This window comes from Streptomyces sp. NPDC021019 (assembly GCF_044333295.1).
Lineage (GTDB): Bacteria > Actinomycetota > Actinomycetes > Streptomycetales > Streptomycetaceae > Streptomyces.
This window is the reverse complement of the sequence record NZ_JBIRQR010000001.1, coordinates 1078740-1099743: the sequence shown is the minus strand read 5'-3', so window position 1 is coordinate 1099743 and position 21004 is coordinate 1078740. Positions and strand designations below refer to the sequence as shown.

General features: G+C 73.1%; 18 protein-coding genes. 11 read left to right on the top strand and 7 right to left on the bottom strand.

From position 1 onward, the window contains the following. The first annotated feature begins 8 nt into the window (after positions 1 to 8). The 5 genes from ACH4RG_RS05110 to ACH4RG_RS05090 all read left to right on the top strand — a co-directional run bounded on the left by ACH4RG_RS05110 (position 9) and on the right by ACH4RG_RS05090 (position 4220). A complete protein-coding gene (locus ACH4RG_RS05110) occupies positions 9 to 1016 on the top strand; it encodes a 1-aminocyclopropane-1-carboxylate deaminase (RefSeq protein WP_398539136.1) in 1008 nt (335 codons plus the stop codon). Between the two features lie 162 nt (positions 1017 to 1178). Further along, positions 1179 to 1646 (top strand): MarR family transcriptional regulator, encoded by a 468-nt coding sequence (locus ACH4RG_RS05105; protein WP_397919777.1) that lies wholly within the window; start codon positions 1179 to 1181, stop codon positions 1644 to 1646. Positions 1647 to 1716: 70 nt separating this feature from the next. Further along, positions 1717 to 2607: an HAD family hydrolase gene (locus ACH4RG_RS05100; protein ID WP_397919775.1), complete on the top strand. Its 891-nt coding sequence runs from the start codon at positions 1717 to 1719 to the stop codon at positions 2605 to 2607. Between the two features lie 124 nt (positions 2608 to 2731). Then, positions 2732 to 3247 (top strand): lytic polysaccharide monooxygenase auxiliary activity family 9 protein, encoded by a 516-nt coding sequence (locus tag ACH4RG_RS05095; protein ID WP_397919773.1) that lies wholly within the window; start codon positions 2732 to 2734, stop codon positions 3245 to 3247. Positions 3248 to 3446: 199 nt separating this feature from the next. After that, the gene (locus tag ACH4RG_RS05090) at positions 3447 to 4220 is read left to right on the top strand and encodes a calcium-binding protein (RefSeq protein WP_397919771.1); all 774 of its coding nucleotides are present in this window, start codon (positions 3447 to 3449) and stop codon (positions 4218 to 4220) included. A gap of 37 nt (positions 4221 to 4257) precedes the next feature. Here ACH4RG_RS05090 and ACH4RG_RS05085 read toward each other — a convergent pair whose 3' ends face one another. Both ACH4RG_RS05085 and ACH4RG_RS05080 read right to left on the bottom strand, forming a co-directional pair. Continuing rightward, entirely contained in the window at positions 4258 to 5007 is a 750-nt protein-coding gene (locus tag ACH4RG_RS05085; RefSeq protein WP_397919769.1) for a DUF1838 family protein, read from the bottom strand. Between the two features lie 50 nt (positions 5008 to 5057). After that, positions 5058 to 7289: a SpoIIE family protein phosphatase gene (locus ACH4RG_RS05080; RefSeq protein ID WP_398539135.1), complete on the bottom strand. Its 2232-nt coding sequence runs from the start codon at positions 7287 to 7289 to the stop codon at positions 5058 to 5060. Between the two features lie 188 nt (positions 7290 to 7477). Between ACH4RG_RS05080 and ACH4RG_RS05075 the strand changes: the two genes are divergently transcribed. Beyond that, entirely contained in the window at positions 7478 to 8683 is a 1206-nt protein-coding gene (locus ACH4RG_RS05075) for a serine/threonine-protein kinase (RefSeq protein ID WP_397919765.1), read from the top strand. 98 nt (positions 8684 to 8781) lie between these two features. Here the strand turns inward: ACH4RG_RS05075 and ACH4RG_RS05070 are convergent, their stop codons facing one another. The 5 genes from ACH4RG_RS05070 to ACH4RG_RS05050 all read right to left on the bottom strand — a co-directional run bounded on the left by ACH4RG_RS05070 (position 8782) and on the right by ACH4RG_RS05050 (position 14457). Next, positions 8782 to 9372, bottom strand: a complete 591-nt coding sequence (locus tag ACH4RG_RS05070; RefSeq protein ID WP_397919763.1) for a TetR/AcrR family transcriptional regulator — start codon at positions 9370 to 9372, stop codon at positions 8782 to 8784. Positions 9373 to 9631: 259 nt separating this feature from the next. Beyond that, on the bottom strand, positions 9632 to 10675 hold the full coding sequence (locus ACH4RG_RS05065; RefSeq protein WP_398539134.1) for an ABC transporter permease: 1044 nt from the start codon (positions 10673 to 10675) through the stop codon (positions 9632 to 9634). Continuing rightward, positions 10662 to 11768, bottom strand: coding sequence for an ABC transporter ATP-binding protein (locus ACH4RG_RS05060; protein WP_397927724.1), 1107 nt, complete (start codon positions 11766 to 11768; stop codon positions 10662 to 10664). The genes ACH4RG_RS05065 and ACH4RG_RS05060 overlap by 14 nt, the downstream gene beginning before the upstream one ends. 126 nt (positions 11769 to 11894) lie before the next feature. After that, positions 11895 to 13139, bottom strand: a complete 1245-nt coding sequence (locus ACH4RG_RS05055; protein ID WP_397919757.1) for an outer membrane lipoprotein carrier protein LolA — start codon at positions 13137 to 13139, stop codon at positions 11895 to 11897. Positions 13140 to 13446: 307 nt separating this feature from the next. Then, positions 13447 to 14457 carry a polyprenyl synthetase family protein gene (locus tag ACH4RG_RS05050; protein ID WP_398539133.1) on the bottom strand — a complete coding sequence of 337 codons (1011 nt, stop codon included), beginning with the start codon at positions 14455 to 14457 and terminating at the stop codon, positions 13447 to 13449. A gap of 159 nt (positions 14458 to 14616) precedes the next feature. On the opposite strand from ACH4RG_RS05050, the gene ACH4RG_RS05045 reads away from it, so the two are divergent. The 5 genes from ACH4RG_RS05045 to ACH4RG_RS05025 all read left to right on the top strand — a co-directional run bounded on the left by ACH4RG_RS05045 (position 14617) and on the right by ACH4RG_RS05025 (position 20974). Continuing rightward, the gene (locus tag ACH4RG_RS05045) at positions 14617 to 16116 is read left to right on the top strand and encodes a peptide MFS transporter (protein WP_397919753.1); all 1500 of its coding nucleotides are present in this window, start codon (positions 14617 to 14619) and stop codon (positions 16114 to 16116) included. A gap of 66 nt (positions 16117 to 16182) precedes the next feature. Beyond that, on the top strand, positions 16183 to 18177 hold the full coding sequence (locus ACH4RG_RS05040; protein ID WP_398539132.1) for a CocE/NonD family hydrolase: 1995 nt from the start codon (positions 16183 to 16185) through the stop codon (positions 18175 to 18177). 161 nt (positions 18178 to 18338) lie between these two features. Beyond that, entirely contained in the window at positions 18339 to 19568 is a 1230-nt protein-coding gene (gene fahA / locus ACH4RG_RS05035; protein WP_397919749.1) for a fumarylacetoacetase, read from the top strand. Next, a complete protein-coding gene (locus ACH4RG_RS05030; RefSeq protein WP_397919747.1) occupies positions 19565 to 20239 on the top strand; it encodes a GPP34 family phosphoprotein in 675 nt (224 codons plus the stop codon). The genes fahA and ACH4RG_RS05030 overlap by 4 nt, the downstream gene beginning before the upstream one ends. A gap of 126 nt (positions 20240 to 20365) precedes the next feature. Beyond that, a complete protein-coding gene (locus ACH4RG_RS05025) occupies positions 20366 to 20974 on the top strand; it encodes a Uma2 family endonuclease (protein WP_397919745.1) in 609 nt (202 codons plus the stop codon). Positions 20975 to 21004 lie beyond the last annotated feature (30 nt).

Sequence of the window (21004 nt, the reverse complement as noted above, 5' to 3'; positions counted from 1 at the left end):
AGCCCGCGATGTCCCTCGACGACTACGAGCGTTACCCCCTGCTGTTCGGCCCCAGCCCGGTGCACCCGCTGGACCGGCTCAGCGACCACCTCGGCGGTGCGCGCGTCTGGGCCAAGCGCGAGGACTGCAACGCCGGTCTGGCTTACGGCGGCAACAAGACCCGCAAGCTGGAGTACCTGCTGCCCGACGCCCTCCGGCAGGGCGCGGACACCCTCGTCAGCATCGGCGGCGTGCAGTCCAACCACACGCGGCAGGTGGCGGCCGTCGCCGCACGCGCCGGCCTGAAGGCGGTCCTGATCCAGGAGAGCTGGGTGGACTGGCCCGACGCGGTCAACGACAAGGTCGGCAACATCCTGCTGTCCCGCATCATGGGCGCGGACGTACGGCTGGTGCAGGCGGGCTTCGGCATCGGCGTCAAGGACAGCTGGCGCCAGGCACTGGAGGACGTACGGGCTGCGGGCGGCACACCGTACGCCATTCCGGCGGGCGGCTCGGACCATCTGCTGGGCGGCCTCGGCTTCGCGAACTGGGCGCGTGAAGTGCAGCGGCAGGAGCAGGAGTTGGGCGTCTTCTTCGACACCGTCGTGGTGTGCAGCGTCACCGGCAGCACCCAGGCCGGCATGATCGCCGGGTTCGCGGGCCAGGACCGGCCGCGTCGGGTCCTGGGCATCGACGCCTCGGCAAAGCTCACCGAGACCCGCGACCAGGTCGCGAAGATCGCCCGCAGCACCGCCGAACTCGTCGGTCTGGGCCGCGAGTTGAAGGACGACGAAATCACCGTTCTGGAAGGCTGGGCCGGAGACCTCTACGGCGTCCCCGTAGCGTCCACGGTGGAGGCCATCAAACTCACCGGCCGGCTCGAAGGCGTGATCATCGACCCGGTCTACGAGGGCAAGTCCATGGCGGGGCTGATCGATCTGGTGCGCGGCGGCGAGATCCCCCGGGGGTCCAACGTCCTGTACGCGCACCTCGGCGGCCAGCCCGCACTCAACGCCTACAGCGGCGTCTTCCGCTGACGTCCCCGCCCGAGCCCTCCGGGGCCGGGGCCGGCCCCCGCCGAGCCCGCCCCTTGCCCTCGACCGCGCTTGAGGTCCTACGGTCGCCGTAACGCCCGCAAGGGCTTCGCCGCCCGCACGACCGTACGGGCGACCGACCGCAGCGCCGAGGGAGCATGCACCATGCCTGACCAGCAGCTCAGCGACACCGAACTCGCCGGACAGCCCGCCGCCTACTGGACCGGCGTCGCCTACGAGGCGCTGATCGCGTACACCCGGGAGCGGCAGGCCGAGAAGGGCTACACCCAGCCCCAGTTCTGGCTCCTGCGCAACCTGTCGGCCGACGACATCTCGCCCGACGGCGCGGGAATGACCCTGCCCGAGCTGCAGCAGGCCATGGCCTCGTACATCCGGCCCGAGGACGACCTGGCGGCCGCGGCCGAGGAGCTCGTACAGCGCGGCTGGCTCGCGCGGGACGCGGGTGGCCGGTTGTGGATCACGGAGGAGGGGGAACGGGCGCGCCTCGACCTCAAGCGCAATGCTCCCGCGATCCGCGCCGCACTCCACGAGGGTGTTTCCGACGCGGACTACGTCACCACGGTGAAGGTGCTGCGGCAGTTCATCCGCAACGCCACCGGCGCAGCCGCCTGACGGCGGGCGCGCCTACCCGATCCGCCCCTGGCACGCAAGCGGCCGTACGGGCCCTTCTAGGCTGGGGCCCATGCCCACGCCACCCGCATACGCCCCCGGCACCACCCCCGCGTACGCCCTCGTCGCCACGGATCTGGACGGCACCCTGCTGCGTCCGGACGACACCGTGAGCGCCCGGTCCCGGGCCGCGCTCTCCCTCGCCGCCTCCGCCGGAGCCCGGCACCTGGTCGTCACCGGGCGGTCCGTGCCCGGGATCCGGGCGCTGCTCGCGGAGCTGGCGTACACGGGACTCGTCGTCTGCGGTCAGGGCACCCAGCTCTACGAGGCCGGGGCGGGCGGTGGGCGGCTGGTGCGGTCCGTCCCCCTGGACCGGGAGGCCGCCGACACCGCGCTCGGGAAGATCGAGGCGGAAGTGGGGGCCGTGTTCGCCGCCGTGGACCAGGACGGCGTGGACGGGGTGACCCTGGTCGAGGCCGGGTACCGGATGCCGAACCCGACGCTTCCCGCCCAACGCGTCGATTTCCGGGCCGCGTTGTGGGAGCGTCCCGTGATCAAGGTGCTGGTGCGCCATCCCGAGCTGGGCGACGACGCGCTGGCCGCGGCCGCGCGCGGGGCCGTGGGCGATCTGGCGACGGTGACCATGGCGGGCCCCGGCACGGTGGAGCTGGCCCCGCGCGGGGTGGACAAGGGCACGGGTCTCGCGGTGGCGGCCGAGCTGCTGGGAGTCGCGGCGGAGCGGATCGTCGCGTTCGGGGACATGCCCAACGACCTGCCGATGTTCGCCGGTTCGGGCCGCCGGGTCGCCATGGGCAACGCGCATCCGCAGCTGCGCGCGGCGGCCGACGAGGTGACCCTGTCGAACGCGGAGGACGGGGTCGCGGTGGTCCTGGAGCGCCTGTTCGGCACGGCCGGAGCCCGGCAGCCGGGCACAGAGGTCACGCCGGGCACTAGCTTGGTCTAGACCAAGCGCGGTACGCTTCCGTCGCTACCCGCGACAGCCCCACCGTCACGGCGTGGCTGCTTGACATGCGCATGCCCTACCCGCTGTCGCGCGGGCGGGCACGGACCCCCACAGAGGAGTTGTCATGAAAAGCAAGAGGCTCTTAGCCGTCGCCATCGGCGCGGGAATCGCCCCGCTCCTGGCCGTCACGCTGCCCGCGAGCAGCGCGAGCGCACACGGCTACATCTCATCGCCCCCCAGTCGGCAGGCCCAGTGCGCCGCCCGCACGATCCCCTGCGGAGCCATCCAGTACGAGCCGCAGAGCGTCGAGGGCCCCAAGGGCCTGATGAGCTGCAGCGGAGGCAACGCCGGCTTTGCCGAGCTCAACAACGACAGCAAGGGCTGGAAGGTCACCCCGGTCGGCCGGACGACCAGCTTCAACTGGCGGCTGACGGCACGGCACGCCACCAGCACCTGGCAGTACTACGCGGGCGGCCGGAAGATCGCCGAGTTCAACGACGGCGGCGCACGGCCCGGCGAGACCGTCACCCACCAGGTCAGCTTCGGCGGCCTGTCCGGCAAGCAGAAGGTGCTGGCCGTGTGGAACATCGCCGACACCGCCAACGCGTTCTACGCCTGCGTGGACGTGAACGTGAGCTGACGCGGCACCGCGTGAACGTGAGCTGACGCGGTACCGCACCCGCCCCGGCCCTCGCCGGGACGAACAGAGCCTGTCCGGGGCACCGGAGCGCGCCGGTCGCGGTCGTGAGGACGCCGCCCTCGCGACCCGGTCGCCGGTACCCCGGGCAGGCCCCCGCCGACCGGCCGGCCCACCGGCCGCCCCATCGAGATGAGGTCCCATGAACCCACACCGACTCACCGCCCGCGCGGCCGTCGTGGCCCTGCTCGCCACCGGCCTCGCCGCTTCCCCGGCGCTCGCCGCCCCCACCGGCACCGGGGCGAAGGCCCGCGTGGGCGCCGACTGGGCGAAGCAGTCGATCACCTTCACCGCAGGAGCGGGACAGGTGAACGACCTCCACGTGGTTCCCATGGACCGGGGCGACGGAGTCAGGCGGATCGGCTTCCGCGACGCGGTCCCGCTCGTACCCGGCGACCACTGCGCGTACCTCACCCCCGGGGACGAGACCTACGTCGTCTGCGAACTGCCCACCGACAGCTCCCGGCCGGACCGGATCGACGTCTTCCTCGGCGACGGCGACGACGAGATCGCCACCAGCGACCCCGGGGTCGCCACCGTCCGCGGCGGCACCGGCGACGACATGCTGCACGCCCACACCGCGCACACGGTGCGGGGCGACGCGGGGAACGACATGGTCATGGGCCGCGTGGTCCTGGACGGCGGCGACGGCATGGACCACCTGATGGCCGTCGACGGCGACCAGCGGCTGTGGGGCGGCCGGGGTGACGACATGATCGAGGCGTACGACGGCGACGACCTCGTGTACGCGGGCCCGGGCGACGACCACGTCATGGGCGGGGAGGGCGACGACATCCTGTTCGGCGGCTCCGGCGACGACATGGTGCACGGCGAGGCCGGCAACGACCTGATCGTCGGCGGCTCCGGCAAGGACAGCGTCGACGGCGGCCCCGGCCGGAACATCGTTCTCCGATAGGGGGCGCCGGGGCTGAGCAGCGTGGGCCCCATGGCCCTCAGCCCCGGGGCGGGTGGAGCCTGCGGAAGTAGGTCCAGCTGGTCTCGTTCGGCTCGCTCCACCTCTCCGGGGCGTGGGCGAACTCCGGATGGTGGGCGGCGATGTACGCGCGGGTGCGCTCGGGGACCTGGGCGTACGCGCCGAGCTTGCGGCCCCGGCAGTGGAAGGTGAGGCCGCCGGGCCGCTGCCCCCGGGCCATCCACGGGAGCCACGGGGACATCCGGCTCCACGACATGGTGGCCGGGACACCGGGGGCCGGGCCCGCCAGGTCGGCGCGGTCGGCGAAGAACTGGAAGAGCTCCAGGGCCCGGTACGTGTCCCCCGCCGACTGCACCGGGTACTCGGCCACCGGCAGCGGCGACGGGTAGGCGAGCGGGATCTCCAGGCTGAAGCAGACCTGGTCCCCGAGGTCGGTCGTCGGGATCGGGAAGGGACGCCACCTCTGGTTCGCCGGGTCGTTCCAGACGTGCACCACCGGCAGGTCCTGCCAGGTCTCCAGGATCTCGCGGCTGACGGGATCCAGATAGAACGCGGCCTCACGGCTGAGCAGTCGGTAGGCGTCCGGCCCCGCCTCCGCGTCCTGGACCAGCCGGGAGACGTTGAGGCCCTCGAAACCGAAGAGCCGCCGGTAGGGCTCGTCGGGGGCCCAGGCGTACACGTCTCCGGACCACCAGTACGTGACCTCCTCGCCGTCGAGGGAAGCACGGGTCCGGGCGAAGGAGCGCAGCAGCTCCGCGGGATTCGTCATACGGACCACTCTGCGCGATCGGCGCGAACACCGTGCGCCTCCGGGCGGAATCAGCCCGGCGGGACCGAGGCCGGGGGCGGGGACGGGGACGGGGAGGGGGGCGAGGCCGGGGACGGAGACGGGGACGGGGACGGTCCGGGGTCGGCATCGTCGCTCGGGAGATCCTGCTCGGTCCACAGCACCTTGCCGTCCGGCCCGTGGCGGGCTCCCCAGTGGGAGGCGAGCCGGGAGACGATGAACAGGCCCCGGCCGCCCTCGTCGACGGTCCCGGCGTGCCGCAGGTGCGGGGCGGCCGTGGAGCCGTCGTGCACCTCGCAGGTCAGCGCGGAGTCCAGCAGGAGCCGCAGCCGCAGGGGCGGAGTGCCGTAGCGGACGGCGTTGGTGACCAGTTCGCTGACGATCAGCTCGGTCGCCTCGACGGTGTCCTCGTCCAGCCCCCAGCCCTGGAGCCGGTCGTGTACGAGCCCCCGGGCGGTGGCGGGCGTGGTGGGGTCCTGGGCCAGGTCCCAGGTGGCGACCAGATGGTCGGAGACCGTACCCGTACGGGCCAGGAGCAGGGCCGCACCGGTGGAGCGGGTGTCGTCCGGCAGCGCGTACACGATGTCGTCGCCCAGTTGCTGGAGGCTCCGGCCCGGCCGGGCGAGGGCCTGAGTGATGCGTTCGGCGGCGTGGTCGCCGGAGAGCAGGTCGGCGGTGCAGAACGCGAGGAGGCTGCCCACCTCCAGGGTGACGGTGGCGGGGGCGAAGAGAGCGCTGTCGGTGGAGAAGAGCTCGGGCCCCTCCGGCATGTCGAGGGCGACCGCCCGTCCGTCGGGGCCGACGATCAACGGCGCGGGGTGCCCGGCGCGCGCGACCGTGCAGGTGCGGGTGAACGGGTCGTAGACCCCGTACACGCAGCCCGCGCTCAGGGGTTCGCTCCGGAGGGCGTCGGCCGGGGGCAGGGTGGCGCGTTCGTGGGCGAGGCGGTCGGCGGTGTCCTTGAGCCGGGCGAGGACCTCCTCCGGCTCCAGGTCGAGACCCGCCAACGCCTGGATGACCGTACGCAACTGGCCCATGGCGATGGCCGACTGGAGGCCCTCGCCCGCGACGCCGCCCACGACGAGCGCGGTGCGGGCGCCGGACAGGGCGATGGTGTCGAACCAGCAGCCGCTGTCCCGGCCGGGCAGCAGGACGTGTGCGGTGTCGACGGCGGCCTGCTGCCGTTCGGCCTGCGGGAGCAGTCGCCGCTGGACCGTCGAGGCGATGACGTGCTCGCGCTCGTAACGGCGGGCGTTGTCGATGCCGAGGGCCGCCCGGGTGGCCGCCGCGACGGCGAGGGAGACGTCGTCGTCGTCGAAGGGCTCGGCCGCTCCGCAGCGGTAGAGGCTGACCAGCCCGAGGACCGCGCCCCGCAGGGTCAGGGGCACCACGATCAGGGAGTGCGCGCCGGTCTCCGCGACGGTACGCGCCCCGTCCGGGTCGGTGTCCGGCCACGGGGCGCCGGGCCCGAGCGGGACGAGCCGGGCCCGCAGGTCGGTGGTGGCGAGCGCGTACGGCGTACGGGCGGGGAGGTGGCGGGTCACCCCGGCCGAGAGCTCCCGCCCCCAGCCCTCCCCGTCGCCCTCCGCCGTGTCCCGGACCGCGTCGCACCGGCCGCTCGCGGCGCGGCGCAGCGGAGTGCCGGGCGGCAGCGGGCCCACCGGCGGGTCGGCGCCGCGCAGGACGTCGTCCACCACCTCGACGACGGCGAGGTCGGCGAATCCGGGCACCAGGGCGTCGACGAAGGCGCGGCAGGTGGCGGCGACGTCGAGGGAGCCGCCGACCGCCTCCCGCACGGCGGCGAGCGCGGCGTCCCGGGCGCGGGCCCGCTGGCGCTCGGTGACGTCGACGACCGCGGTCAGCAGGCCGAGCGCGGGCGCGTCGGGGCCGCCGGGGCCGTCGAGGCGGTAGGCGGAGACCAGGAACTCCCGGTCGCCGGGGACCTCGCGCAGCCGGCCGCGCACGAGGCGGTCGCGCACCGCGCCCTCGCCGGCGAGCACCCGCTTCATGAGCTGCTCGGCGCCGTCCGGGTCGTCGAGCCGGAAGGCCTCGGTGAACCGGCGGCCGATGTACTCCGCGATCTCCACCCCGTCGACGAGCACGCTGGCCCGTACGAGACGGAGCTGCGGGTCGAGCACGACCAGGCCGACGGCGGACTGGGCGAACAGGGCCGCCAGCAGCGCCTCGTCCAGCAGTGCCGCGTCCAGCCGGTCCGGAACGCCCCGGGGCGTTCCGCGCCCGGCCGGGGTCTCGGCGTCCGCCACGGCTCCACCCGCCCTCCGGCTCCGGCGCACCGGTGCACCGGAGCCGGTACGCGCCGGACCAGCATCACCCACCGCACCGGGACCGGCCACCGGTGGCGGGCGGAGGCGTGAACGACGGCCCGGCGACAGGCCCGGGTCCGGCCGGTCCCTGCGTCATACTGACCGCCGGACCACAGGGGGTACAGCGCATGGAGCACGGGGCGGACGGCGGCGGGCTGCCGGAGCGGATCGGCGGGTACGCCGTGGAGCGGGAGTTGGGCGCCGGCGGGATGGGCACCGTCTATCTGGCGCGTTCCCGCGGCGGGCGCGCGGTGGCCGTGAAGGTGGCCCGTCCGGAACTCGCGGGCGACCCGCACTTCCGCGAGCGGTTCCGCGCCGAGGTCGCCGCCGCCCGCAGCGTGGGCGGCTTCCACACGGCTCCCGTGGTGGACGCGGACCCGGCGGCGGCAGCACCCTGGCTGGCCACGGCGTACATTCCCGGGCCCACCCTCTCCGCACTCCTGGAGGACGGGGGGCCGATGGACGAGGCGCGGCTGCGGGGGCTGGGCGCGGCGCTCGCCGAGGCTCTGGCGGCGATCCACGGCTGCGGCCTGGTGCACCGCGATCTGAAGCCCGGCAACATCATCATGGCTCCGGACGGCCCGCGGGTCCTGGACTTCGGTATCGCCCGGGCACTGGAATCGACCCGGCTGACGGCCACCGGCACGGCCTTCGGGACGCCGGGATTCCTGGCGCCCGAGCAGGCCCAGGGGCAGGAGGTCGACGGCGCCGCCGACGTGTTCGCGCTGGGCGCGGTGCTCGTCGCGGCGGCGGGCGGCAGCGCGTTCGGGGCGGGTACGCCGATGGGCATGATGTACCGGTCGGTGCACGAGCAGCCGGACCTGACCTCGGTGCCGGAGGGGCTGCGGCCGGTCGTCGCGGCGTGCCTGGCCAAGGACCCGAGGGAGCGGCCGACTCCGGCGGGCCTGCTGGACCTGTTCGTGCAGGACGCGGTGACGCACTCTCCCGCCGCGGCGTACGCCCCCACCGTGCCCGTGCTTCCGCCGCCGCCTTCGTACGCCCCGTCCAACGCCCTCCTGCCGCACCGGGCCCCGACCGTCCTGGCGGGCGCGACACCGGCCGACGCCGACCTCACGTTCGTGGCGGTCGGCCCGGGAGGCTCCCTGCTGGTCGACGCCGAGGGCGTCACGCTGGGCCCGGAGGGCGCGGAGGCCCACTACCCCTGGGCCGAGATCAGCACCGTGACGTACGCGGCCGAGGGCCCCAAGCACCTCAGGGTCGTCGTCCACCCGCACCGCGGCACGGCCCACCCGTGCCTCCTCGCCGCCCGGCGGCGGGGCCGCCTCCAGGAGTGGCTGGAGGATCTGCCGCTGATCCTGGAGTGTTTTCTCTGACGGTCGGCGGTCGGTCCGGGCGGGCTCCCCCAACCCTCTGAGCTTTCACCATGGAGGTGACCGCACTCGCCGCGGGCGCGGACCGACGCCCTCCGGCCTCAGTACCCCGGCGCGCGGAGCGAGCGCAGCACGTGGTTCACCAGGGCGGCGATCGTCGCCTCGTCCTGGACGGGCTTGCGCAGCACGTGGCGGTAGTAGACCGGGCCGTACAGCATCTCCACGGCGAGCGGGAGGTCCGCACCGGGCGGGATCTGGCCCTGTTCCTGGGCGCCGCGCAGCCGACCGATCGCTTCCTCGACGCGCGGGTCGACCAGCTCCTCCCGCAGCTGTTGGGCCAGCAGGTCGTCGTGGTGCAGCTCGGAGAGGATGCCCGCGTAGGCGGGGCCGAACGGCGGGACCGAGAGCAGTCGCACCGCGCCGGCGACGTGGACGCGCAGGTCGGCGCCGATGTCGCCGGTGTCCACGAACGGCGTGGCGTCGATCAGGGCGTCCGTGAACGCCTCCAGCAGCACCGCGCCCTTCGACGGCCACCAGCGGTAGATCGTCTTCTTGCTGACCCCGGCCCCGGCCGCGATGGCCTCTATCGTGACGTGCCCGTACCCCCGCTCCGTACAGAGATCGAGAGCGGACCGCAGGATCGCGCGGCGTGACCGTTCGCTGCGGCGCACACTGCTCGGCGATGTGATCATTCGGTGAGCATAGGGGGGTTCCAGCCAATCTCTTGTTGACATCTCGTCGCCAAAGACCGAACAATACCCAGGCGGAAACGGAACGTACCGTGTCGTTCGTTCCCGGTGTCCGCACCGTTCGTGCCGTTCGTGCCGCGACGAGCCGATCGGGGGACGGCTCGCCCGGCCGACGGCGCGGACGGCCTCCCGCCGATCCGATCCAGCCAGGAGGCAAGCTCTCCCGGTTCGCCTGTCAGGCCTCTCAGGGCCCTCAGGGCTCTCAGGCCGTGATGTCCTTGGCCGTGAGGCGCGCCCAGGCAGCCGAGCCGAACACCGCGACGTACAGCCCCTGCAGTTGGAAGTTCTTGATCAGGTCGTCCCAGTGGACGGGTTCGCGCAGGACGTCCGCGAAGGACATCCAGTAGTGCGCGAACAGGTACGGGTGCACGCCGCTCAGCTGCGGAATGCTGTCCAGGATCTGCACCGTGATCAGCAGCCCGACCGTGGCCGCCATCGCCCCGATCCCACTGCCGGTGAGCGTCGACACGAACAACCCCAGTGCGGCGAACCCGGTCAGGGAGACCGCGACGACCAGCGCTGTCAGTGCCGCCCGTACCAGCCCCTCGCCGAAACCGATCCGGGTCCCGGAGATCGTGGTGACCTCGCCCACCGGGAACAGCAGCGCGCCCACCGCCAGCGCCGACGCCGCCACGACCAGGGTCGCGATCAGGCAGAAGGTGAGGACGGAGGCGTACTTCACCAGCAGCAGCCTGGTCCGGCCGGCCGGGGCGACCAGCAGGTAGCGCAGGGTGCCGCTGCTCGCCTCGCCCGCGATCGCGTCGCCCGCGACGACGCCGACGGCCATCGGCAGGAAGACCGGCAGGGTCGCGGCGAGGGCGGCGAAGACGAGGAAGAGGCCGTTGTTGGTGACCTGCGCGAGGAACGCCGGGCCCGCCGCGCCGTCCGGGCCGCCCGCCCCGCCACCGCCGCCGCCCGTCTCGATCCGGACCGCGATCCCGATGAGCAGGGGCACGGCGGCGAGCACGCCGAGCAGGGCGAAGGTCCGGTGGCGGCGGAGCAGCGTGGCGATCTCGGACCGGAGGAGACCCAGTGTCCACAACGGGTTGCGCGGACGCACCGGGTCGCGGGAACGCAGCGGATCACGAGGCCCCGCCGGATCGCGGGGACCCGCATCGCGGGGACCCGCATCGCGGGGACCCGCATCGCGGGGACCCGGATCGCCCTGCGGTGTCGTCCCGGCCTGCGGTGCTTTCCCAGCCTGCGGTGCTTTCCCGGCCGGCGGCGGCGTCTCAGCCTGCGACATCGAATCCCTCTCCCGTGAGTGCGACGAAGGCGTCCTCCAGCGAGCCCCGCTCGACGCCGAAGAACCGCACCCGCACCCCGCCGGAGACCAGCGCCGCGTTGAGGTCGGCGAGATCCACGGCGGCGGGCGGGGCGTCGGCGGTCAGCCGGTCGCCGTCGGCGCTCAGGCCGGTGAGCCCGTGCTCCTCGAGGATGCGGGCCGCGTCCCCGGGGTCCGGAGTGGTGACGGCGAGCCGGCCGCGCGCGCCCGCGGCGAGGTCGGCGACCGGGCCCTGGACGATCAGCCGGCCACGGGCCATCACCGCGGCGTGCGTGCAGACCTGCTCGATCTCGTCCAGCAGATGGGAGGAGAGGAACACCGTGGTGCCCTCGGCGGCCAGCTCCCGGACCAGGGCACGGATCTCGCGCATGCCCTGCGGGTCGAGGCCGTTGGTCGGCTCGTCCAGGACCAGCAGCCGGCGCGGCCGGAGCAGGGCGGCGGCGAGCCCGAGGCGCTGCTTCATGCCGAGGGAGTACGCCTTGGCCTTCTTCCCGGAGGCGGCGGCGAGCCCGACCCGTGCCAGGGCCGTCTCGACGCGGGCCCGGCGGGTGCGCGGGTCGGCGGTGGGATCGGCCCGGTCGTAGCGCAGGAGGTTGTCCCGGCCGTTCAGGAAGCCGTACAGCGCGGGCCCCTCGATCAGCGCGCCGACCTCCGGCAGCACCGTACGGGCGGCGCCGGGCATCGGGCGGCCGAGCACCTCGGCGGTGCCGGACGTCGGGTCGATGAGGCCCATCAGCATCCGGATCGTGGTGGTCTTCCCCGACCCGTTGGGGCCCAGGAAGCCGAAGACGCTGCCGCCTGGCACGGTCAGGTCGAGGCCGTCCACAGCGAGCTGGCCGCCCCGGTAGCGCTTGGTCAGACCACGGGTGCGAATGACCGGACCGGCCTCCTCCGCACCCGCCGCACCCGCGACGCCGGTGCTCACCGCGCCCGGCGCGCGTACCGCACCCGGCGTATCCGCACCCGCCGTACGCGCCGTACGCGCACCGTCCGCACCGCCCGACGCGGCTCGCGCGCCCGCCTCGGCCGATCCGGCCGTCCCCGTCCTCGTCATCCCGGTCGCACCTCTCCCGTCCGCGCGGCTGGCAGCGCCCCTGCGGCACTGCCGCCCCGCCGCACGGTGTGCGACGGGGCGGGGGTGTCCGGCGCCTGCCGTCCGCGGGACGGGCGCCGGGGTGTCCTACTTGGCGGCGTCGGCGGCGCGGACCAGCGCGTCCTTCGTCACCGCTCCGACGTACACCCTGCCGTCGTCCGTCAGCAGGGCGTTGACCAGGCGCGTCTTGAAGACCGTGCCCGAACCGAACTTTCCGGTGACCTTGTCGCCGAGCGCGTCGAGGAAGCCCTGCGCCTCGGCCGGGACATCGCCCGAGCCGGCCGCCGGAAGGCCCGTGCCGCCGGGGGTCCGGATCTCGGCGATCGAGGTCCAGCCCTCGCCGATGACGTTGAGGCCCTCGAAGCCGTCCAGCTCGGCCAGCTGCCCGGGGAGCGCCTGCTGCGCCGCGCCGTGCTGGTCCTTGCCGGTCTCCAGCTCGTCGGCCTCGGTCACCTCGGCCCCCTTGGGCGGGGTGAAGTCGAAGGTGGACGCGGCGGGCTTGGAGAAGTCGACCTTGGTGAATCCGGCGTCGACCACGGCCTTGCCGCCGCTCGCCGCCGACAGGGTGAACTTCAGCGGTACGCCGTTCTCGGCGTCCACGGCGATACGGACCGAGCCGATCGTCGAACCTGCCTGCTCGGGCTTGATCAGCAGCTGGTACGCGTCCCGCCCGGCGACCTGCGCCGTGCCGTCCACGGTGACCGAGGTGGTGTCCCCGGCCGCCGCGAGCGCCTGCTCGGCGAAGTCCTTCGGGGTGGCCGAGGCGCCCTTGTGGGCCTTCGGCGCCTTCTCCGCGAGCTTGCCGCCGTCCCGGCCCTCGGGGGCCTCGGCGTGGTAGACCTCGTCGGACTCGCTGTCGTACGCCCAGACCTCGCCCTGGTTGTGGATGACGCTGTACTCGGACGCGTCCCCGAGGATGGAGAGCTTCTGCCGCTCCGGGCCGTCGGCGGCCACGCGCAGCGTGTGCGTGCCGGACGTCAGCTCCATGAGCTTGTCCTGCGGGGCCGCCGCGCCGCCGTCCTTGTCCCCGCCCGCGCCGCCCGGTACGAGCGAGCCCGCGAGGCCGTCGAGGGGCAGCCCCAGGTCGGTGCTGATCTTGAACGTGCCGGAGAGCTGCTCCTCGTCGGAAGCGGCGATCTTCTCGATGAGCTGCTGTGCGGTGATCTTCGGCAGGTCCGGGTCGCCGGTGCTGGCGAGCGCCGGGACGAGCCCGATGGTCGCGGCCGCCACCCCCGCGACCGCGACGGGGACGATGTAGCGCGCCGCCTTGCGGCGGCCCACGACAGTGCTCGTGGCCTTGCCGGTGGTCTCTGCGCTGTCGTTCGGTGCCATGGTGTGCCCTACCTCCGTGGTCGGCGGCTTCCGTTGTCAACCATCTGACCAAATCAGACGGTCCGAAGCGTCAGACCGGGGAATCAACTCCACGTACTGCTCCGGTATGACAACCGGGAGGGTCGTGTACGTCATCCAGTAGGGGTACGCCCCAGGTACGCCCCACCGGATGACGCGCCGTCAGCGTCCCGCGCACCACGGCGGGGACCGTCGGGCGGAACCGCGAGCACCCCAGGACAGCGCCGCCAGGGCCAGGAGCAGGACACCAGGGCGAGGCCCGGCGCGGGTCACCGCCGCCGGGAGGCTCTCAGCCCGCGCGGTGCACCACGGCGTCGCACAGTTCCTCCAGCGCGGACTTCGCGTACCCCTCGGGCAGCGGCGCGAGCGTGGCGCGTGCCTCCTGCGCGTAGCGCACGGTGTCCTGGCGGGCCTGCTCCAGCGCCGGGTGGGCGCGCAGCCGGCGCAGCACCTCGTCCAGGGCGGCGTCGTCGCCGAGGTCGCCGTCGAGCAGCTCGACGAGCTCCAGGTCGTCGGGCTTGCCGTCGGCCGCCGCCTGGGCGCGCAGCCGCAGGACCGGGAGTGTCGGGATGCCCTCGCGCAGGTCGGTGCCGGGGGTCTTGCCGGACTCGTGGGAGTCGGAGGCGATGTCGAGGACGTCGTCGGCGAGCTGGAAGGCGATGCCGAGCCGCTCCCCGTACTGGGTGAGGACGTCCACGGTCCGCTCGTCGGCGCCGGACATCATCGCGCCGAAGCGGCCGGACACGGCGACCAGCGAGCCGGTCTTGCCGCTGAGAACGTCAAGGTAGTGGTCGACCGGGTCGCGGCCGTCGCGCGGGCCCGCGGTCTCCAGGATCTGGCCGGTGACGAGCCGCTCGAATGCCTCCGCCTGGATGCGGACGGCCTCGGGGCCGAGGTCGGCCAGGATGTGGGAGGCGCGGGCGAAGAGGAAGTCGCCGGTGAGGACGGCGACGGAGTTGCCCCAGCGGGTGTTGGCGCTGGGGACCCCGCGCCGCACGTCGGCCTCGTCCATCACGTCGTCGTGGTACAGCGTGGCCAGGTGGGTCAGTTCGACGACGACGGCGGCGGGGACGACGCCCGGCGCGCCCGGATCGCCGAATTGTGACGCGAGCATGACCAGCAAGGGGCGGAACCGCTTGCCCCCGGCCCGCACCAGATGCTGGGCGGCATCCGTGATGAAGGGGACATCGCTCTTGGTGGCTTCGAGCAGCCCCGCCTCGACAGCGGCCAGGCCCGACTGGACATCGGCCTCAAGAGCCTGGTCCCGCACGTGCAGTCCGAACGGCCCGACGACGGTCACGAGGGCATCTCCTGTCTGCTGACGATCACACGCAATGTCGATGTGTCGCTGTCTCTCCTAGCGACTTCAGCGTATCCGGTCCGCTATGGATCACCGTGGGCGGCTTCCCATGACCGCCGGTATGTTCGGGATCAGCTCATACGATCAGGAGTCCCCGTTTTGTCGCACAGCACCTCCGGCACCGAGCCGGCCAAGCCCCCTCCCGAGGACGACCACGCCTTCTTCGGGCACCCCCGGGGCCTGATGACCCTGTCCGGCCTGGAGGTCTGGGAGCGGTTCTCGTTCCTGGGCATGCAGGCCATCCTGGTGCTGTTCTTCGCCGACACGGTGGCGAACGGCGGCATGGACATGGACCCCGGAACCGCCGCCTCCGTCTCCGCCGCCTACGGGACGCTGGTCTATCTGGTCTCCGTGGCGGGCGGCTGGCTGGCCGACCGGATCCTCGGCTCGTACCGGGCCGTGCTGTACGGCGGCATCCTCATCGCGTGCGGCCACTACAGCATGGCCGTTCCCACCGACGCCATGACCTGGGTGGGCCTCGGCCTGATCAGCGCCGGAACGGGCCTGCTCAAGCCCAACGTGGCCGCCATGGTCGGCAAGCTCTACCGCACCGACGACGAGCGGCGCGACGCCGGCTTCGCCCTCTACTACATGGGCATCAACATCGGCGCGTTCGCCGGACCGCTGATCACCGGCTGGCTCGGCGACCACGTCAGCTGGCACTGGGGCTTCTCGGCCGCCGCGGTCGGCATGACCCTCGGTCTGATCCAGTACGTGGCGGGCCGCCGTCACCTGGCCGGGCGTAAGCACGCCGCCGAGTTCGCGCTGGCCCCCGACGCGATGCGCCGCGCGGTCCGGCTGATCGTCGGCGGGGCCGTCGTGGTCGCCGCGGTGGCCACCGCGCTGGCCCTGGCGGGCTGGCTGACGATGGACCGGTTCGTCGACGTCCTCACCGTCATCTCGGTGATCGCGCCGATCGTCTACTTCGTGGTGATGTTCCGCTCCCCCCGGGTCACGGCCGAGGAACGCGGCAGGCTCCGCCCGTACATCGTCCTCTTCCTCGGGTCCGTCGTCTTCAACTTCATCCTCTTCCAGGCGTACTCGACGATGATGCTGCTCGCGTCGACGAACGCGCGGACCGAGATCCTCGGCTTCACCTTCCCGGCCAGCTGGTACGCCTCCGCGCTCGGCGCCTTCGAGGTCGCGCTCGCCCCGGTCGTCGCGGCGGTCTGGGCGAAGATGGGCCCACGCCAGCCGCACGCCTCCAACAAGATCGCCTTCGGGGTGATCCTCGGCGGGCTCTCCTTCCTGCTGATGGTCCTGCCGACTTCCGGGCACGCCGACGACACCTACCGCATGGCGGCCTGGTGGATCGTCGGCTCGTACCTGCTGCTCGGGCTCGGCGACATCCTGCTGGAGACCTCCGGCATGTCCGCCACCACCAAGCTCGCCCCCAAGGCGTTCGCCAGCCAGACGATGGCCCTGTGGTTCCTCTCGCTCGCCCTGGCCAACGGCATCCAGGCCCAGATCGTGAAGCTGTACGGCGAGGTCTCCAACCCTGCCTACTTCGGCGTCAACGGCGCGATCGCCGTGGCGGCGGGCGTGGCGATGATCGCCGCGGCCCCGTGGCTGAAACGCACCATGCACCCCGTCCACTGAAACGCACGACGCACCCCCTCCACCGAGCACGCCTTCGCACCCCGTCGTCGTACATCGAGGTGACCCATGAACATCACGACCGAGTTCCCGTACGAGACCACCCGCGAGGACGTGTACATCCCGCTCCCCGACGGCACCCGGCTCTACGCCCGGATCTGGCGGCCGCTGACCGACGAACCGGTCCCGGCCCTGCTGGAGTACCTGCCCTACCGGCTCAGCGACTGGACCGCGCCCCGGGACTGGCAGCGCCACCCCTGGTACGCGGGCCACGGCTACGCCTCCCTCCGGGTCGACGTCCGCGGCCACGGCAACAGCGAGGGGCTGCCGGGTGACGAGTACGACGCGCGGGAACTGGAGGACGGGGTCGCGGTCATCCACTGGCTGGCCCAGCAGGAGTGGTGCTCCGGCCGGGTCGGGATGTTCGGCATCTCCTGGGGCGGCTTCAACTCGCTCCAGATCGCCGCGCTCGCCCCCGAGCCGCTGAAGGCGATCGTCACCGTCTGCTCGGCCGACGACCGGTACGACAACGACGTCCACTACATGGGCGGCTCCGTCCTCGCCGTGGACATGCACGCCTGGGCCGCCACCATGCTCGCCTTCGTCTGCCGCCCGCCGGACCCGGCGCAGGTCGGCGACGAGTGGAAGGAGATGTGGCTGAGGCGGCTGGAGGCCGTCGACCCCTTCATCCACACCTGGCTGGCCCACCAGAGCCGCGACGCCTACTGGAAGCACGGCAGCGTCTGCGAGGACTACGGCGCGATCAGGGCGAAGGTCCTCGCGGTCGGCGGCTGGCACGACCCGTACCGGGACACCGTGCTGCGGCTCGTGGAGCACCTGGATCCGGAGCAGGTGCGCGGGGTGATCGGCCCCTGGTCGCACCAGTACCCCGACCGGGGGCTGCCGCCGGGGCCCGCGATCGGCTTCCTCCAGGAGACGCTGCGCTGGTGGGACCAGCACCTCAAGGGCCAGGAGACGGGCGCGATGCGGGAGCCGCTGCTGCGGTCCTGGATCAGCGGCTCGCACCCGCCCGCCACGGTGTACGAGACGCTGCCGGGCCGCTGGGTCGGGGACGCGAGCTGGCCCTCGGAGAACGTCTCCCCGGTGGCGTACGCCCTCCAGGGCGGCGAGCGCATCGTCGCCTCGCCCCAGCAGACCGGCCTGGACGCGGGCCGCTTCTTCCCGTTCGGCAACGACGCGGACCTGCCGCCGGACCAGCGGGACGAGGACGCGAAGTCGGTCTCCTTCGAATTCCCCGTCGAGGACGCGCCGATCGAGATCCTCGGCCGCCCCCGGGTGAAGCTCCGCCTCCGGATGGACGTCCCACGCGGCCAGGCCATCGCCCGGCTCTGCGACGTCGCGCCCGACGGAGCCTCCACCCTGGTCACCCGGGGCGTGCTCAACCTCGCGGCCCGGCACGGCCGCGACCGCACCGACGACTGGACCCCGGGCGGGACCGAGGACGTGGTCTTCGACCTCAACGGCGTCGGGCACACCTTCCCGCCCGGCCACCGCATCCGGCTGGCCGTCTCCTCCTCGTACTGGCCCTGGATCTGGCCGCAGGCCGGCTCGGCGGGCTTCACCCTGGACGCGGACGGCAGCCGCGTCGAGCTCCCGGTACGCCGCCACACCGAGGACCCGGCGATCACGTTCGGGGAGCCCGAGCAGTCCGAACCGCTCGGCGTGGTCTACCCGGTCACCCTGGAGGAGCCCCGCCCCGAACGCCTCGTCGTCCGCGATGTCGCCAAGGGCGAATGGCGCATGGAGGTCGACCCCCGCTACGGCGGTACGCGCGTCTACCCCGACGGCCTCGAATTCACCGAGGACGCCCTGGAGACGTACACGATCCAGCAGGACGACCCGCTCTCCGCGCGGACCCGCTCCGACTGGCGGATCCGGCTGCACCGCCCGGAGATGGCCTGGGACGTGGAGATCGAGACCCGCTCCGAGATCGCCGCGGACGACCAGGACTTCATCACCTCCAACGAGGTGATCTGCAAGGACGGCGGGGAGGTCGTCTTCCACCGCACCTGGGAGAAGCGCATCCCGCGCACGGCGGGCTGAGCGGCGCGCGGTTTCCCTGTTCGGGCCCCCCGGTTTTCCCGGGGGGCCCGACGAACTTTCCGGGCAATGCACACAGTTGGGGATAGTCGGGGCACTGCCGCTGGGTAGGAGCCCCGACGTAACGTGTCCCCAACGCGACCTGGAAAGCGAGGCAGCACCACATGCCCGAGCAGAGCAGCCCGCTCGATCTGGCCGAGGGCGACCCCTTCGGCCCGCACAACCTTCCGTACGGTGTGTTCTCCACCCCCGACCACCCCGACGACCGCCGGGTCGGCGTCCGCATCGGCAACCACGTCCTGGACGCCGGGGCCGCCGCCCACGCGCTGGGCTCCCCCTACGCGGGGCTGCTCGCGCAGCCGAGCCTGACACCGCTGCTCGCGGCGGGCCGCACCGCCTGGCGGGACGTCCGCCGCGCGCTCACCGCCTGGCTGACGGTCCCCGCCCACCGCGCGGACATCGAGCCGCTGCTGCACCCGGTGGACGCGGTGACCCTGCACCTGCCGTACGAGGTCGCGGACTACGTCGACTTCTACGCCAGCGAGCACCACGCCACCAACGTCGGACAGATCTTCCGGCCGGACGGCGACGCGCTCACCCCCAACTGGAAGCACCTGCCGATCGGTTACCACGGCCGCTCCGGCACCGTCGTGGTCTCCGGCACCGACGTGGTGCGCCCCAGCGGCCAGCGCAAGGCCCCCGCCGACCCGGCCCCCGTCTTCGGGCCCTCGGTGAAGCTCGACATCGAGGCCGAGGTCGGCTTCGTCGTCGGCGTCCCCTCCGCGCACGGCGCCCCGGTGCCGCTGGCCGACTTCCGCGAGCACGTCTTCGGCCTCTCGCTCCTCAACGACTGGTCCGCCCGCGACCTCCAGGCCTGGGAGTACGTGCCGCTCGGCCCGTTCCTCGGCAAGTCCTTCGCCACCTCCGTCTCGGCCTGGGTCACCCCGCTGGAGGCGCTGGACGCCGCCCGCACCGCGCCCCCGGCCCGCGACGTCCCCCTCCTCCCCTACCTCGACGACGCGGCGGACGAGGAGCCGGGCGGCTTCGACATCCGCATCACCGTCGAGATCAACGGGCAGGTGGTCGCCGAGCCGCCGTTCGCCTCGATGTACTGGACGGCCGCCCAGCAGCTCGCCCATATGACGGTGAACGGCGCGTCGCTGCGCACCGGCGACCTCTACGGCTCAGGCACCGTCAGCGGCCCCGAGCCCGCCCAGCGCGGCTCGCTCCTGGAGCTGACCTGGAACGGCCGGGACGCGCTCGAACTCCCCGAGGGCAGGCGGACGTTCCTGGAGGACGGCGACACGGTCACGCTGACCGCCTGGGCCCCCGGCCCGCACGGCACCCGCGTGGGCCTCGGCGACGTGACCGGAAGGATCGTCACCGCGCCATGACGCATGACGCCCCCGCGCTGACGCTGCCGGAGGAGCTGATCCTGCTCGCCCTGGACCCGGACCGGGGCAAGCCGACGTGCGGGGCCCGCGATCTGGCGTACGGGACTGCCGGGGCGGCCCTCGCGGAGCTGGAGCTCCAGAGCCGGATACGCGAGGAGGGCGGCCGGATCCAGGTGGTGAACCCGTTGGATCCGGCCGACCCGATCCTCGCCGCCCTGCTCCGGACCCTGGACCCACCGGCGAAGGGCCGCCGTCGCCCGGGGATCCGCGCCCGGCGCTGGGTGGGTGAGTACGACCGGTACGTGCTGGAGAAGTACCTGGATTCCCTGGTCGAACGCTCCGTCCTGTCCCGGACGACCCACCGCGTCCTCGGCGTGCTCCCCTACCACCGCCACTTCCCGGGCGAGCCGGACCTCTCGCGGGGCGTCCTCGACCGGTTCGCGGCGGCCGAGGCGGCGGGGTACCCGACCCACCGCGACCGGGTGCTGGCCTCCCTGGCCGCCGCCATCGGCCTGGCCGGTGACCTGACCCGTCTCGGCCGCACGGGCCGCACGGTCATGAAGGTCATGCGCCGCTCCGAGTGGACCGCCGTGGCCGTCCGCTACAACGTCGAGCAGAACGAGACCGGCAACGGCTGGAGCGGCTACAGCGGGAGCGGCGACCCGGACTGACAGGGACCAGGGAACGGCGGGCCCGGTCAGCGGTGCGCGAGGCGTTCACACGTTCGGGGGAGCCCCATCCCGTTCCCGGCGGATACGCTGGTCGGGCCCGCGAGACTCCTCCCCATGGGAGCAATGATGAGCATCGAACCCGAGGCCTCCGAGCCGCGGTGGGCGGTCCCGCCCGAGGGCGGCTGGACCGCCGATGACCTGGACACACTCCCGAATCTGCCTCCGCACACGGAGCTGATCGACGGGAGCCTCGTTTTCGTGAGTCCGCAGACCCTGTTCCATTCGCGAGCGGTCAGCTTCTTTGAGTGGCAGCTGCAGTCCCTGGTACCGCCCGAGCTGGAGGTCGTCCGCGAGTTCACCATCGACATCGACCGCTACAACCGGCCCGAGCCCGATGTGATCGTCATCGACGGTGACATCATCCAGGATCCGGACCAGACCCGGTTCCCCGCCGAGTCGGTGCGCCTGGCCATCGAGGTCGTCTCGCCCGAGTCCCGGTCCCGCGACCGGGAGACCAAGCCCGTGAAGTACGCCCGTGCGAAGATCTCCCACTACTGGCGGGTGGAGAACCACGACGGGCGGGCCGTGGTGTACGTCTTCGAGCGGGAGCCGGCCACCGGCGCGTACACCTCGACGGGGATCTTCCACGACCGGATGAAGGTGTCGGTGCCCTTCCCCGTGGATCTGGACCTCACGGCGATCACGCCCCGTCGCCGGGCGGCGGATCTCGGGTAGATCCGCCGCTCCTCCGCCTCACCGCCCGGT